General features: G+C 66.7%; 5 protein-coding genes. 3 read left to right on the top strand and 2 right to left on the bottom strand.

What is annotated here, in order from left to right; all coding sequences use genetic code 11:
• Positions 1-255: 255 nt before the first annotated feature.
• A complete protein-coding gene (locus tag C0J29_RS23025; RefSeq protein WP_120793653.1) occupies positions 256-1,080 on the top strand; it encodes an SDR family NAD(P)-dependent oxidoreductase in 825 nt (274 codons plus the stop codon).
• Here C0J29_RS23025 and C0J29_RS23030 read toward each other — a convergent pair.
• Both C0J29_RS23030 and C0J29_RS23035 read right to left on the bottom strand, forming a co-directional pair.
• Positions 1,077-1,931, bottom strand: a complete 855-nt coding sequence (locus tag C0J29_RS23030; RefSeq protein ID WP_174814861.1) for a glycine betaine ABC transporter substrate-binding protein — start codon at positions 1,929-1,931, stop codon at positions 1,077-1,079. The genes C0J29_RS23025 and C0J29_RS23030 overlap by 4 nt on opposite strands.
• Positions 1,928-3,109, bottom strand: a complete 1,182-nt coding sequence (locus tag C0J29_RS23035; RefSeq protein ID WP_371872450.1) for an NAD(P)-dependent malic enzyme — start codon at positions 3,107-3,109, stop codon at positions 1,928-1,930. Before C0J29_RS23035 ends, C0J29_RS23030 begins: the two co-directional genes overlap by 4 nt.
• A gap of 473 nt (positions 3,110-3,582) precedes the next feature.
• Between C0J29_RS23035 and C0J29_RS23040 the strand changes: the two genes are divergently transcribed.
• Together C0J29_RS23040 and C0J29_RS23045 are read left to right on the top strand one after the other, a co-directional pair.
• Complete coding sequence (locus C0J29_RS23040; protein WP_120793655.1) at positions 3,583-14,508, top strand: type I polyketide synthase; 10,926 nt, start codon at positions 3,583-3,585, stop codon at positions 14,506-14,508.
• The gene (locus tag C0J29_RS23045; protein ID WP_120793656.1) at positions 14,509-15,348 is read left to right on the top strand and encodes a class I SAM-dependent methyltransferase; all 840 of its coding nucleotides are present in this window, start codon (positions 14,509-14,511) and stop codon (positions 15,346-15,348) included.
• The last annotated feature ends 8 nt before the right edge of the window (positions 15,349-15,356 follow it).

Genomic DNA, 15,356 nt, shown 5'->3' on the forward strand with positions numbered 1-15,356 from the left:
CCGAGCCGCCGGGACCGCCGGTGGCCCCATTGCTGCCGCTGGCGCCAGCAGTTGACCCTGAACCGCCCGCGCCACCAGCGCCGCCGCCACCGGCCGTGCCGCCGCCTCCGGGGCTACCTGGCGTCCTGATCCTGTCACCGCCGCCGGTCGCGGTCCCGCCCTTCCCGCCATCACCACCGTCGCCGCCCCGCCGCCACCCCGGACCACCGGTACCGGCTAATCTCGACCCTGAGCTTCAGACAAGGGAGGGTGCTCATGGAGGGATTCGCCGGAAAGGTCGCCGCCGTGACGGGCGCGGGTTCGGGCATCGGGCAGGCGCTAGCCATCGAGCTGGGCCGCTCGGGCGCCAGCCTGGCCATCAGCGACATCGACACCGAGGGTCTGGCCGACACCGAGGAGCAACTCAAGGCGATCGGCGTCCAGGTCAAGTCCGACCGGCTGAACGTCACCGAGCGCGAGAGCTTCCTGCTGTATGCCGACGAGGTCAAAGACCACTTCGGCAAGGTCAACCAGATCTACAACAACGCCGGCATCGGCCACACCGGCAACGTCGAGGTCGAGCAGTTCAAGGACATCGAACGGGTGATGGACGTCGACTTCTGGGGCGTCGTCAACGGCACGAAAGCCTTTCTGCCGCACTTGATCGCCTCCGGCGACGGGCACGTCATCAACATCTCCAGCGTGTTCGGCCTGTTCTCGGTGCCCGGCTATTCCGCTTACAACGCAGCGAAATTCGCCGTCCGCGGCTATACCGAGGCGCTGCGCCAGGAGATGCGCCAGAGCGGCCACCGCGTCGGTGTCACCACCGTGCACCCCGGCGGCATCAAGACCGCGATCGCTCGCAACGCGACCGTGGCCGAAGGCCTCGACCGCGACGAACTGGCCCAGCTGTTCGACAAGCGACTGGCCAACACCAGCCCGAAGAAAGCGGCAAAGATCATCCTGAACGCGGTGCGCAAGAACAAGGCTCGCGTTCTGGTCGGACCGGACGCCGTCGCACTGGACATGATGGTGCGGGTGACCGGTTCGAATTACCAGCGGATCGTCGAACTCGTCACCGGCCGGATCATCCCCAGCTAGCGCCCCAGCGGGTGCTCGCCCAGCCACCCGTCGGCCACCACCTGCGGGTCGGCCCCGCTGGCCACGCGGCGGCGCATGTCGGCCAGCGCGGCGGTGTCCAGCACCCCGGCAATCTCGTTGACCGCCAACAACTGTCGGGTGGATAATGCGTTGCGCCGGTACAACGGCACCACGTTCTCGGCCTGAATCAGCGAGTCTTTGCTGCTGTCGGCTAAAGCGATCAGGTCGGGCGGAATGCCCGGGTCGGCCGAGGTGGCCCAGGCCGCGGTCAGCTCACCGGCGCGCAGGGCCGCGAACATCGTTGCGTCGTCCGGGAATTCGCGTGGCGCGGGCAACCGGCACGAACCCACCGACGCCGGGACCGCACGCCCGGTCGCCACACCGGCCACCAACCCCGCGCAGTGCCCGGGCAACAGCGTCAGATCACTGCCGCCCCAGCCGGCGGACGTCGCCGGAGTGACGATCAACGTCGGCTTGTCTTCGGCCGCGGTGGCGTAGTCCCCGGCGGCCACGCCTTCGGGCAGCGCGGCGTTCATGGCCTGATAGACCTGCTTGTCGGACAGCTCCGCGGCCCCCGGCTGCAGCTGCCGCAACACCCGACCCGTGTAACCGGGTACGACGGTGAACGCCCCGGCGTCCAATTTGGCCATCGGGTCCGCGGCCGTCTCGGCGTGCGAGGGAAAACCGTAGGACCGTAGCGCCGAAACATACAGCGCAGCAAGCACTTTCGAATCAATGTCCGAGGTGGATCCGACCACCAGATCCGGGTGACGCGAACCCCCTGGGCCCGAGCATCCGACGACCATCAGCACCAGGCCGAGCAGCAGCGCGGCCCGCCTGCCGATGCTCACACCCAGTCGGAGTCTTCGGCGGCCAGCGCCACTGCGGTGGCCACGGCTTCCCCGACGCGCCGGTCCAGCGGGCTCGGCACGATCCGGTCGACCGCGAGGTCTTCGCTGGCCACCGAGTAGATCGCCTCGGCCGCGGCGACCATCATCTTCTCGGTGATCCGGCGCGCTCCGACGTCCAGGGCGCCCCGGAAGATGCCGGGAAACGCCAGCACGTTGTTGATCTGGTTCGGGAAGTCGCTGCGCCCGGTGGCCACGACCGCCGCGTACTTGGCCGCGACGTCGGGATGGATCTCGGGATCCGGATTGGACAGCGCGAACACGATGCTGTCGGGCGCCATCGTCGCGATCAGCTCCTCGGGGATCAGCCCGCCAGACACCCCGAGAAAGACATCGGCGCCGTCCAGCGCTTCGACCGTCCCACCGGTGCGGCAGCCCGGGTTGGTGCGCCTCGCCAAGTCCACCTTGACGCTGTTCATGTCGTCGCGCCCGCTGTGCACGATGCCGCGCGAATCCAGCACGGTGATGTCTGAAACTCCGCTTGCCAGCAGGAGATTGGTACAGGCGACGCCGGCAGCCCCGGCGCCGGAGACCACCACCCGTAGCGAGCTCATGTCCCGGCCCAGCACCTTGGTGGCGCCCATCATCGCAGCCAGCGACACCACCGCCGTGCCGTGCTGGTCGTCGTGCATCACCGGGCAGTCCAGCGCCTCGATGACGCGCCGCTCGATCTCGAAGCAGCGCGGCGCCGAGATGTCCTCGAGGTTGACGGCGCCGAACGTGGGCCGCAGCCGGACCAGGGTTTCGACGATCTCGTCGGGGTCCTTGGTGTCCAGCACGATCGGGATCGCGTTCAGGCCGCCGTATTCCTTGAACAGCGCGCACTTGCCTTCCATCACCGGCAGCGACGCGGCGGGGCCGATGTCGCCGAGGCCCAGCACCGCGGTGCCGTCGCTGACGACGGCGACCAGCCGGTTGGCCCAGGTGTAGCGGCCGGCCAGGGTCCGGTCGGTGGCGATTGCCCGACTGACCTGCGCGACGCCCGGGGTGTAGGCGATCGACAGCGCGCGCTGGGTGTCGAGCGGAGAGGTCAGGCCTACCGAAAGCTTGCCGCCTTCGTGTGCCGCGAAGATTTCGTCGTCCGTGATGATGACTTGGGAGCTCTCGAGGGTTTCGGACACGGCCATCAGACTACTCAGCCTGGCTAGCAATCCAGAATCGCTGTCCGGGCAAACGTCGGAATCCCATTTCAGCGCGCTGTGCCGAGCTGTGATTCCAGGCCGGCTCGACGGTCGGCGGCGCGAGGAGACCAAAGAACTACTGTCACCCGCCCTCTGTTTGCTTCGATCGCATGACCGCCGGCGCCGGCGCGTGTAAATTGCCAGCACGAGCTAGTGCTGTCGCCCCCCGACGAGCCCGCGCAGCGGACTCGATACCGGTTGACCGGGGGTTGACGGTTGATCCGAGCAGGAGCGTCAGGATGGCGGCGTTGCACAGCAAACAGTTGCTGGCACGAACCCCTCCGATCGCTCGGCTGCCCTACAAGCCGACAACGCTCGGCCCTTTTGCGCCTACCGCCGCGCCAACTGTTCCGCGCCAGCCGGCGAGTCCTCGCTGACGTCGAAACGCTGACCTCGACAGAGAGGACACCCTCGTGACAACGGACGTAGATCAGGGGGCATCCGGGTTTGCGATCATCGGCTACGCGGCGCACTTTCCCGGTGCTGCCGATGCCGAGGGCTTCTGGGAGGTACTGCGGCAGGGGCGCGATGCCATCTCGGAAATTCCCGGCGACCGGTGGAACATGGACGACTTCTATGATCCCGATCCGGACACCCCCGGGAAGATGGTGACTCGCCGCGCCGGGCTCATCGAGGACGTCGGATCTTTTGACGCACCGTTCTTCGGGGTGTCGACGCGCGAGGCCGTGTTCATGGATCCGCAGCACCGGCTGTTGCTGGAGACAACATGGCAAGCGGTCGAGCACTCCAACACCGCCCCTTCGACGCTGGCGGGCACCAAGACCGGCGTATTCATCGGTATCTCTACGACCGACTACCTCACGCTGCTGACGAACGCGATGACCGTGGAGGACATCGACGCCTACCTCGCGATCGGCAATGCATCGGCCGCCGCGGCTGGGCGCATCAGCTATCGACTGGGGTTGGTGGGGCCCTCGGTCTCGGTCGACACCGCGTGCAGTTCGTCCTTGGTGGCGGTGCACCAGGCGTGCCAGGCGTTGCGGCTGCGGGAGTGTGATCTGGCCCTGACCGGCGGCGTGGGCCTGCTGATGAGCCCGACGACGATGATCAACTTCTCCCGGGCGCACATGCTGGCACCGGACGGACGGTGTAAGACATTCGACGCCGCCGCCGACGGGTACGTCCGGGGTGAAGGCTGCGGCGTCATCGTGGTGAAGCGGCTCGATGACGCCATCCGCGACGGCGATCGGATTCGGGCGGTGATCCGGGGCAGTGCGGTCAACCAGGACGGCGCGTCGGGTGGACTGACGGTACCCAACGGCATCGCCCAGCAGCGGGTGATCGCCGATGCGCTGCACAACGCCGGTGTGACAGCCCGCGATATCGACTATCTCGAGGCGCACGGGACCGGGACATCGCTGGGTGACCCGATCGAACTACAAGCTGCCGGTGCGGCATTCGCTTCCGGTCGCGACGCCACCCGGCCATTGTTGGTCGGTTCGGTGAAGACGAACATCGGCCACCTGGAAGCCAGCGCCGGGATCGCCGGTCTGATCAAGGTCATCCTGTCGCTGGAACACCAGGAACTGCCGAAACACCTGAACTTCCAGAATCCGTCACCACATATTCCCTGGGACCGGATTCCGGTGCGGGTCGTGGCGGAAACCACCCCGTGGGTCCGCAACGGCCGCGCCCGGATCGCGGGAGTCAGTTCGTTCGGTTTCACCGGGACCAATGCGCACGTCGTCGTCGCGGAAGCACCGTCAGTGATCAACGCCGACGCCGACCCCCTTAAGGAACCGGACGAAGGACGTTCGAGCATCCTGCCCCTCTCGGCACGCACGCCGACCGCCTTGGTGGCGCTGGCACACCGATATCGCGAGTGGTTGGCCGCGCACCCGAACGCCGACCTGGCCGACGTCTGCTTGACCGCGGGTGCGGGCCGATCCCACTTCGGCCATCGTGCCGCGTTGATACTGAACTCCACCGCATCCGCCACCGAGCTGCTCGAGGCGCTCGCCGACGATCGTCCGGCATCGGGCTTGGTTCGCGGCGCATGCTCGGACCCACCGAAGACAGCCTGGTTGTTCCCGGGCCAAGGCAGCCAGTACGTCGGAATGGCGCGCAACCTGTTCGATGCCGAGCCGGTGTTCGCCGAGACGTTGACCCGCTGCGCCGGCGCCGCTGCCGATGTTCTCGAAAGGCCGCTGCTGGACGTCATTTTCGGGCCGGACACCGAAGATGAGTTGCGACACACGTCCTACGCCCAGCCGGCCCTTTTCGCGGTGGAGATGGGCCTCGCGCGACTTTGGCAGTCATGGGGACTCGAACCCGACGTGGTGGTGGGCCACAGCGTGGGTCAATACACGGCGGCCTGTGTTGCCGGGGCGTTCAGCCTCGAGGACGGGGCCCAGCTGATGGCCGAGCGCGGCCGACTGTTCGGTAGCCTGCCACCCGGCGGCAGAATGGTCGCGGTGTTCGCGGCCGCGGACCGCGTTGAGAGCTTGATCGACGACCACCCACGCCTGTCCGTGGCAGCCTACAATGGTGCCAACACGGTGCTTTCCGGCCCGGCAGAAGATCTGGAGCGCGCAATAGCGGGACTGGTAGACGAGGAAGTCCGGTGCGACTGGCTCGATACCAGCCATGCCTTTCATTCCGCTTTGCTCGATCCCATACTGGACGAGTTCGAACAATACCTGGGCCGCTTCGAATTCGCCTCGCCGCAAAAGACATTGGTGTGTAACCGCACCGGCGGCGCAATAGCCCGAGACGTGACTCTGGACGGATCGTACTGGCGCCGCCACGCGCGGCAGCCTGTCGAATTCGCCAAGAGCGTGCGAACGCTTGCCGACCTCGGATGTCGACTATTACTAGAGGTGGGCCCCCAGCCGGTGCTCTCCGCCGCAGCCCTGCGGGCGTGGCCCGACCCGGCGAACGCACCTCGGGCGATCGCATCGATGCGCCGAAACGCCAACGACCACAACCAGATCACCGAGGCACTCGCCGACACGTACATCGCCGGCCATCGCCCCGAATTCGTCGCACACCAGCACGGCAGGGGTCACAAGGTCGACCTCCCCACTTACCCGTTCGAACGTCAGACGTACTGGTTCGAAGCACGCAAAGCCCGCGCGACCGACGCGGTACGCACCGAAACCGTCCGGCTGCTCGAGGAGGAGCGACTCGAGGAGCTTGCCGCGCTGGTCGGCGACCCGCATGACGCCGACGACGCCACCAAGACGGTTGGCATGCTGCAACGACTTGCGGCACAACACAACCGGGAACGTAACGTGCAGTCGCTCGCCGAGACACGTTACGAGATCTGTTGGGAAAAGTTGGCGGTTTCCGGCCCACCCCCGACCCGAGCCCCTGGTGGCGGGGTTACCTGGCTCCTTCTTGCCGACGATGCCGACACGATCGGCCCACTACTGGACGTGCTCACCGCGCACGGTCACCGGCACCGGATCGTTGGTCTGCCGCAGTCCGACGCCGACGAAGAGCACCTGCAAGCGGAACTACGCGATGCCGCAGCCGAACAGCCCACGTTGCGCATCCTGCACCTGGCAGGCCTGGACCCGGGCGGTGCGGCGTCCACCCGGTCGCTGGATCGGTTGCAGCACCGAGTCCTGCGCAGTACGCAGCGGTTTATCCGGACCACCATCGCATCCAAGCTGGACCTGAAGATATGGCTGATTACCCGTGGCGCACAACATGTCACGGGATCCGACACCGTGTCGCCCACCCAGTCGTGTCTCTGGGGTCTGGGCCGCACCGTGGCGACCGAAATGGCGAAGATCTGGGGTGGGCTCGCGGACCTGTCCGCGGGTGGCGGCAACGAGTGGCCGGGTTTGATCGCCCACATCCTGCACGGTCCGGCCACCGAAGACCAGATCGCCCTGCGCGATAACGCGACATACGTGGCTCGAGTTTCCCGCCGCACCGACGAGCTGGCGCCGGTTGACCTCGGCCTCCGCTCTGACGCAACGTATCTCGTGACGGGGGGACTCGGGGCGATCGGACTCGACATCGCCGAGTACCTTGCCGCGCGCGGCGCCGGGCACCTGGTGCTCACCGGTCGGCGGGGCCCAAGCGATGCCGCGCAGCAGCGTATCGACGCGATACGCGACCAGTTCGGTTGCCAAATAAAGGATCTGGCGGCAGACGTCGCCAATCGCGATGACGTCACCCGCCTGCTTTCCACGGTCCGTGCCGAGCTGCCACCGATGGCGGGTATCGTGCACGCGGCCGGCGAATTCAATATGGGTCCGGTCGACACCCTGGATGACGCCATGCTGAATCAGGTTTTCACCGGAAAGGTCTGGGGCAGTTGGCACTTGAGCCAAGCCGCGGTCGACATGAAGCTGGACTTCTTTCTCAGCATCTCATCGATCAGTGCGCTCTGGCCCAGTAGGGGCTGGATCTACTACGCCTGCGCCAATGCGTTCCTGGACGGGTTGGCCTGGTGGCAGCGTCAGCACGGGATCCCCGGCACCACGGTCGCTCTCGGCCTCTGGCCGGCGGGTATGGCCGATCATCGGACGCGGGACACTTGGGCGGCGCTCGGAGTGGCACCCCTAAATCCCGCCCCCACCCTGGAAGGGATGGCGAAGCTGATCGTCTCGCCCGCACCGTACGGGATTCTGGCCAAAATCGATTGGCCCCGGTTCCTGCCGTATCAACTGATGCTGCGCAAACGGAACTTCCATGAGCGCATTGCACCCGAGGTACCCACCAACCCGGTGGGACGCGTCTCGGTCGCGACGACTCCGTTGATCGACCAGCTCAAGGCGGCTCCCGCGCAGCAGCGCCGGGCACTGATCCTGGGTTACATGCGCGACGCTGTCGCCGAGGTGACGAAGATCGACCCCACGCAGATCCGCGATGACGTCGGGTTTTTCGATCTCGGAATTGACTCGCTGATGGCCGTCAACCTGCACCGCAGATTCGAGCAGGGGTTGGGCCGGGAGCTGCCGGTCACCCTCGCCATGGACTATCCGAGGCTGAACGACGCCGCGGAGTACCTGCTTCGAGACGTCCTCGGTCTCGGTGCGCCGGCATCCGCCGAGTCAACGGCCGAGCCGGTGGCGTTAGCGACCGTGCGCACCGACGAGCCGATCGCGATCGTAGGGTTGGCCTGCCGCTTTCCGGGTGCGCCCGATCCCGACGCGTTCTGGGAGGTGCTGTCAAACGGTGTGGACGCGATCCGGGAGATTCCGGATGACCGCTTCGACATCGACGAGTACTACGACCCCGATCCGGACGCACCGGGCAAGATCTACACCCGTTACGGCGGATTCCTGGACGCGGTGGACGGATTCGATCCGGAATTCTTCGGCATCTCCCCCCGTGAAACCGTCTGGATCGATCCGCAGCAGCGCCTGATGCTCGAGATCGCCTGGGAAGGACTGGAAAGCGCCGGCTATTCGCCTGCGGCGTTGCGCGGCAGCCGAAGCGGCGTGTTCGTCGGCGTGTGCAGCAACGAATATTCGCATGTGTTGGCCGCCAGCACTTTCGAGAGCATCGAAGCTCAGTTCGGCACCGGCAACTCGATCAGCGTGATCGCGGGCCGGGTGGCCTTCGCGCTCGGCCTGGAGGGCCCGGCGATGGCGGTGGACACCGCGTGCAGCTCGTCGCTGGTGGCCATTCATCAGGCCTGCCACGCATTGCACGCCGGCGACTGCGACTTGGCGCTGGCCGGCGGAGTGAACGTGTTGTTGAGTCCGGCATCTCTGATCGCGACCTCGCGCGCCAAAATGCTGTCCCCCGACGGGCGCTGCAAGACCTTTGACGCCGCGGCGGACGGCTATGTGCGCAGTGAGGGATGCGGGGTCCTGGTCCTCAAGCGGTTGAGCGACGCGGAGCGTGACGGCGACCGGATCCGCGCGGTCATCCAGGGCAGCGCGGTCAATCAGGACGGCGCGTCCAGCGGCCTGACGGTGCCCAATGGCGGTGCGCAACAACGGCTTATCGCCACCACGCTGGCCCGTGCCGGTGTCGCCGGCCGTGACGTCGACTACCTGGAAGCGCACGGCACGGGCACCTCGCTGGGAGACCCGATCGAGGTCCAGGCCGCGGCCGCCGTCTACGGAGCCGGCCGCGAGGCCGACGACCCGCTGCTGATCGGTTCGGTGAAGACCAATGTCGGACACCTGGAGTCCGCGGCGGGAGTCGCCGGCGTGATCAAGGTTGTGTTGGCGTTGCAGCACGAAATGTTGCCGCAGAACCTTCACTTCAAGACGCCGTCGCCGCACATTCCGTGGAACTCGCTGCCGGTCCGGGTGCTTGATAAGGCAGCGCCGTGGCAGGGCTCCACCGATCACGATGGCCGGCCACGCCGTGCCGGGATAAGTTCTTTCGGGTTCTCCGGCACCAACGCCCACGTGCTGGTCGAGGAGGCGCCGCAGGCCTCACCTCACGACGAGGTGGCGGCGCCGGAACCGACGGCCGGTGACGAACGGGCTGAGCTGCTGGCGTTTTCGGCGCGTTCCGCCTCCGCGTTGACGGGGCTGGCGCAGCGCTATGCGACGTGGTTGAGCGAGCATCCCGATGCCGACCTGGCCGACGTGTGTTTCACCGCGGGGGTGGGCCGTTCGCATTTCGAGCATCGGGCAGCGCTGGTGGTGAATTCGGTGCAACAGGCTCAGGAGCTGTTGAGCGGACTGGCCGAGAACCGGCTGGGACCGGGTGCGCTGCGAGGCGAGTGCGGCGATCCACCGAAGACGGCGTGGTTCTTCACCGGGCAGGGCAGCCAGTACCCGGGGATGGCACGCGAATTGTTCGACAGTGAGCCGGTTTTCGCCGAAACCGTGAAACGGTGCGCGCAGGCGGTCGAGGAGATCACGGCGCGTCCGCTCCTGGAAGTGGTGTTCAACACCGAAAACGATGGCGAAAATATACTGCGCCACACGTCTTTTGCGCAGCCGGCGCTGTTCGCCATCGAGATGGGCCTGGCACGGCTGTGGCAGTCCTGGGGTATCGAGCCCGACGTGGTGCTCGGCCACAGTGTGGGCCAGTACGCTGCGGCATGCGTGGCCGGGGTATTCAGCCTCGAGGACGGGGCACGGCTCATTGCACAACGGGGCCGGGTGTTCGGCGATCTGCCCGACGGCGGGCGGATGGTGGCGATGTTCGCCGACGCCAGGCAGATCGAGGACATCGCCGACAAGTTCCCGCGGGTGTCGGTGGCCGCGTACAACGGCTCCAACACCGTGCTGTCGGGTCCGGGCGAGGATCTGGAACAGATCGTCGCCGGCAATGACGGGATCCGGTGCAACTGGCTGGAGACCAGTCACGCTTTCCATTCCGAGCTGATGGAGCCGGCGCTGAGCGAGTTCGAAACGCACGCGGCCCGAATGACTTTCGGCGTGCCGACCGTACCGCTGATCTGCAATCGCACGGGTGCGGTCATCACGGCCGACAACCCGCTGGATGCGCAGTACTGGCGTAAGCATTCGCGCCAGCCGGTGCGATTCGCCGAAAGCGTGCGCACGGTAGCGGAGCTGGGCTGCTCGGTCGTGATGGAGCTTGGTCCGCAGCCGATTCTGACTGGGGCCGCCCTGCAGATCTGGCCGGAATCCCTGGGGGCTGCGCGCGCTGTCGTCTCCCTGCGCAAGGGCACCGACGCCCGGCGTCAGATCACCGAAGCGCTGGCGGCCGCCTATGCGGCCGGATGCCGTGCGGACTTCGCCGCTCTGCATCATCGGCCACGAAACCGGGTCGAGCTGCCCACCTATCCATTCCAGCGCCGCCGGTTCTGGCCGAAGACGTCCGGCCTCCGCGCCGACGGCGCTGCCAGTTCCGGCATTCTGGGCAGCGGAAAGGATCTCGCCTCTGGCGATGTCGTCTACACCAGCTTGGTGTCGCTCAAATCACAACCGTGGCTGTCGGATCACGTCATCTACGGCACCGTCGTCGTCCCTGGCGCCACGTACGCGGCGATGGCCTTGGCTGCGGTCGGAGCCCCCGCGCAGGTGCGCGAAGTCTTCTTCTACGAACCGATCATTCTGGGCGAGAAGACCACTCGCGAGGTGCAGCTGACTCTGCATCCGGTGGACGAGGGCGGTTGGGCCTTCCGGGTGGACAGCCGCCCCTACGGCGAACGCGACGCCGAGTGGTCGTTGAATGCGGATGGCAAGGTGAAGTCGGGCCTCGACGAAGAGGGGACGACCGAGCCGGCGCCGGAACGGGAAGAGTCCATCGACGCCTTGTGCGAGCGGTTGGCTCGCACGCGCCCGCAGCAGCTGTTCGAGGCCCTGGCCGACATGGAACTGGCGTTGGGCCCCACCTGGTCGACGTCCCTGAAATCGCTCTGGGTCGGCGACGGTGAATCGGTGGGTGACATCGCCGTCGGTCCCGAACTCGCCGAGCAACTCGCCAGCGAGCCCGTCCATCCCGTGCTGCTGGACCTGTGCACCGGCGTCGCCTCCCCCGCCTCGCCGATGGTGCGCGCCGCGGCTGAACTCGGGCAGGCCGCCGCGGCTCTGTTCCTGCCGCTGCAGTACGGGCGGGTGGAGCTCAACGAGCCGATGCCCAGGCGCTTCTATTGCCGCGCGAGGTGGCAACCGGGCGATCACGATGGCGAGACTCAGGCCTTCGACCTCGATTTCGTGGATCGAGATGGCCGCCGCCTGGGCGGAATTCGTGAGTTCAAGGTGAAGCGTGCGCCCCGCGAGGCGTTGCTGCGCGGGCTCGGCGGGGACGCCACCCGCAACCTGTACAGCATCGGCTGGCGCGAAGTCGCGGCGTCAACAGGCGCCGGTGCGGGTGGGGCTGCCCTGACCTGGCTGGTCGCCGGATTCGACAAGCTGGCGGCCGACCTGCCCGGCTGCCTCCGATCCAGCCGCACAACGGATCTGGATTCCTGGGCGGAGTTGTTCGCGCAGGCTCAGGACCGCGGAGTGCCGGTCTCCGGCATCGTCTGGGGCGCCACCGCGCGTCCCGGCGCAGAAGAGTCGAGCACCGAATTCAACGCGCGACTCGAGACCGAGATCGGTGAGCTGCTCAGGGTGGTGCACACCCTGCTGGCACCGGAGGCGGCGAGACTCCCCGCGGGTCTGTGGATCGTCACGCAACGGGCCGTGGCGACCGAATCCGGCGAGCCGGTCGACCCGGTGCAGGCGGCGCTGTGGGGGCTCGGACGCAGCATCGTCGCCGAGCAGCCGCAGCTGCGTTGCCGACTGGTCGATCACGACGGCTCGGACGACGCTGTGCGCGCACTGGCCGGTCTTCTGGCTACCCAACCCGAGGAATCCGAAGTCGCGCTGCGACAAGGGAAGTTGCTGGTGCCGCGGCTGCTGCCGTGGGCGCGCGGTGGCCACCTGACCGTGCCCCGTGCGGCTGACTATATTTTGGAACCCACCGAACGGGGTGCCATCAACAACCTGCGCCTGGCCGAGCTGGAAGTCTCGGCACCGTTTGCGGGCCACGTACAGATCCGGGTGGAGGCCGCCGGTCTGAATTTCCGGGATGTGCTCAACGTGCTCGGCCTCTACCCGGGTTACGCCGGGCCGGTCGGCGGCGATGTCTGCGGCATCGTGACTGCGGTGGGTCCGGGCGTTACCGAATTCGAGGTTGGACAACGGGTTTTCGGGGCAACGGCGGGATCGATGGTCAGTCGGGCAAACGTGCCCGTCCGCTTCCTGGCGGGGGTGCCGGACGGTATCGACGCGACCGCCGCGGCGAGCACACCGACAGCGATGTTGACCGCGTTCCTGGCGTTCGACTGGGCGAAGTTGGGACCCGGCGATCGGGTGCTTATCCACGCCGCCAGCGGTGGCGTCGGCCTGGCCGCGATCCAGGTGGCACGGCAACGCGGAGCAACCGTCTTCGCGACCGCCAGCGAGTACAAGCGGGCGACGTTACACAAGATCGGCGTGGAGCACATCTACGACTCGCGCAGTACCGATTTCGCCGATCAGATCCTCGCGGACACCGATGGCGCCGGGGTCGACGTCGTGCTCAACAGCTTGACCAACGAGGGATTCATCGAAGCGACGCTGCGGGCGACCGCCCAGCAGGCCCGGTTCGTCGAGATCGCCAAACGGGACATCTGGACCCATGAGCAGATGGCGGCTGCCCGCCCGGACATCGACTACGAGATCGTGGCGCTGGACCTGTTGATGATGCAGGACCCGGAACGCATCCGCGGCTTGATGTCGGTTCTGGCGGACGGACTGGCCAGCGGGGAACTCGTGCCGCCTGCTCTAGAGATCTACCCGCTGGCCGATGCCAAGACCGCGTTTCGCCGCATGCAGCAGGCCAGACATATCGGCAAGATTGTGCTGCAGATGCCCAAACCGCTTCATGGGCGCGGAGATCGGAGCTATCTGATCACCGGCGGCCTCGGAGCGCTCGGTATGCACACGGCGGCGCACCTCGCCCAACTCGGAGCCGGTGACATCGTCTTGACCAGCCGGCGCGCACCCGACGCGGACGCTCAGCGGGAGATCGACGCCATCACGGAGCGCTACCGGTGCCGCATTCACACCTTTGCGGCCGACGTCGGCGACGAGCACCAGTTGGCTGCGGTGCTGGAACAGATCCGGGCTGATCTGCCGCCGCTCGCCGGTGTGGCGCACCTGGCGGGTGTGCTCGACGACGCACTGCTGCCCCAACAGAGCTTGGCGCGGTTTCGAAACACCATGCGGCCGAAGGCATTGGGCGCCTGGCATTTACATCGGTTGACCAAAAACGAGGATCTCGACTTCTTCGTCATGTACTCGTCGGGCGCCAGCGTACTGGGGGCGGCGGGGCAGGCCAACTACGCGACCGCCAACGCGCTGCTCGACGGGCTCGTTGCCTATCGCAAGGCGCAAGGCCTGCCGGCCAGCAGCATCAACTTCGGCCCGTGGGCGCACGGCGGGATGGCCAGTTCGGACGCCGCACGGGCCAATCTTGGTGCACGCGGCCTGATTCCACTCGCGCCCGATGCGGCGCTGAACGCGGTCAGTGAAATCGTCGCGCACGGAATCGCGCAGGTGGTCGTCGTGAAGGCCAACTGGCAACGCGTCGCGAAGCTGCTGAGTGCGCACCGCCCACCCGTTCTCGAATATGTCCTGCCCAGCGACGTCGTGGCGACGCCCGTCGACAGCGCACTGCTGCGACAACTGCAGGAGGTGCCGAGGCCGCAACTGGCCGGCTTCCTCACCGAGCATCTGCAGTCCGAACTGCAACACTTCCTCGGACTCGCCCAGCCACCGGCGGCATCCAGCCGATTCCTTGAACTCGGCATGGATTCCCTGATGGCCGTCGAACTACGCAACCGGTTGCTCGGCCAGTTCGGCGGCGCATTCACGATCACCGCCACCGCGGTTTTCGACTACCCGACCATCACGTCCTTCGCCGAGCACCTGGCCGAGCAGATCGCGACGACGTAGATGGACAACACTGATGAAGCCGTCTCCGAACCGATTTCGGCGCATCTCGCCGATGACCTCATGTCGACGACGCCCGCTGGCTGGCACAGCTTCTACGATCAACTCAGTCGCCGGTTCGCGGCCGTCGGGTTGGCCAAGGTCTCGCACTTCTTGAACTACGGATACGCCGCGATGGATTCTCGCAATGACTCCACCGCCGTCATCCGCGAAGGCACCTTCAACGCCAACTCGGTCCGCCTGGTGTTCGAGCTCATCGGCTCGCTGGACCTCAACGGCTGCGCCGTCGTCGACATCGGATGCGGTCGCGGCGGTACCGCCGCACTCGTCGCGGAGAACTTCGCCGCTCAGGTGACCGGCGTTGACAGGTCTTCGGAGGCGATCGCCTTCTGCCGCGCGACACACCTCAATCCCTCGCTGCGCTTCGAGGTGGGCGACGCCTTGAATCTCCCGCTGGACAACGAGTCCTGCGATGTCGTCATGAATGTGGAGTCATCGCACTCCTACAGCAATCTCGGGAAGTTCCTCGGCGAAGTGCGCCGGATCAGCCGTCCCGGAGCCTGGTTCCTGCACACCGATCTGCTGGGCTCCTACGAGTGGGACCAGGTAAGGACGCGGTTGCGGACGCTGGACTTCTCGATCGAAAGCGAGCGGGATATCACCGCCAACGTCATCGCCTCACGCAACCAGGCCGTCGGTGACTGGGATCGGATCTACGGGGACACGGGTCCTCGGGTGGCCAATTTCCTTGCCCTGCCCGGCTCTGTGGTCTACGAGCAACTGCGGGCAGGCATCTTGGAATACAAGATCATGCGATCTCGCCTACGACCGGCTGCGGAGTAGCGCCACCC

The sequence above is a fragment of the Mycobacterium paragordonae genome, assembly GCF_003614435.1.
GTDB classification, from domain to species: Bacteria; Actinomycetota; Actinomycetes; order Mycobacteriales; family Mycobacteriaceae; genus Mycobacterium; species Mycobacterium paragordonae.

What these genes read in the sequence shown, in the direction of transcription:
- C0J29_RS23025 (WP_120793653.1), top strand. Translation starts at nt 256, where the DNA reads ATGGAGGGATTCGCCGGAAAGGTCGCCGCCGTGACGGGCGCGGGTTCG.
- C0J29_RS23045 (WP_120793656.1), top strand. Translation starts at nt 14,509, where the DNA reads ATGGACAACACTGATGAAGCCGTCTCCGAACCGATTTCGGCGCATCTC.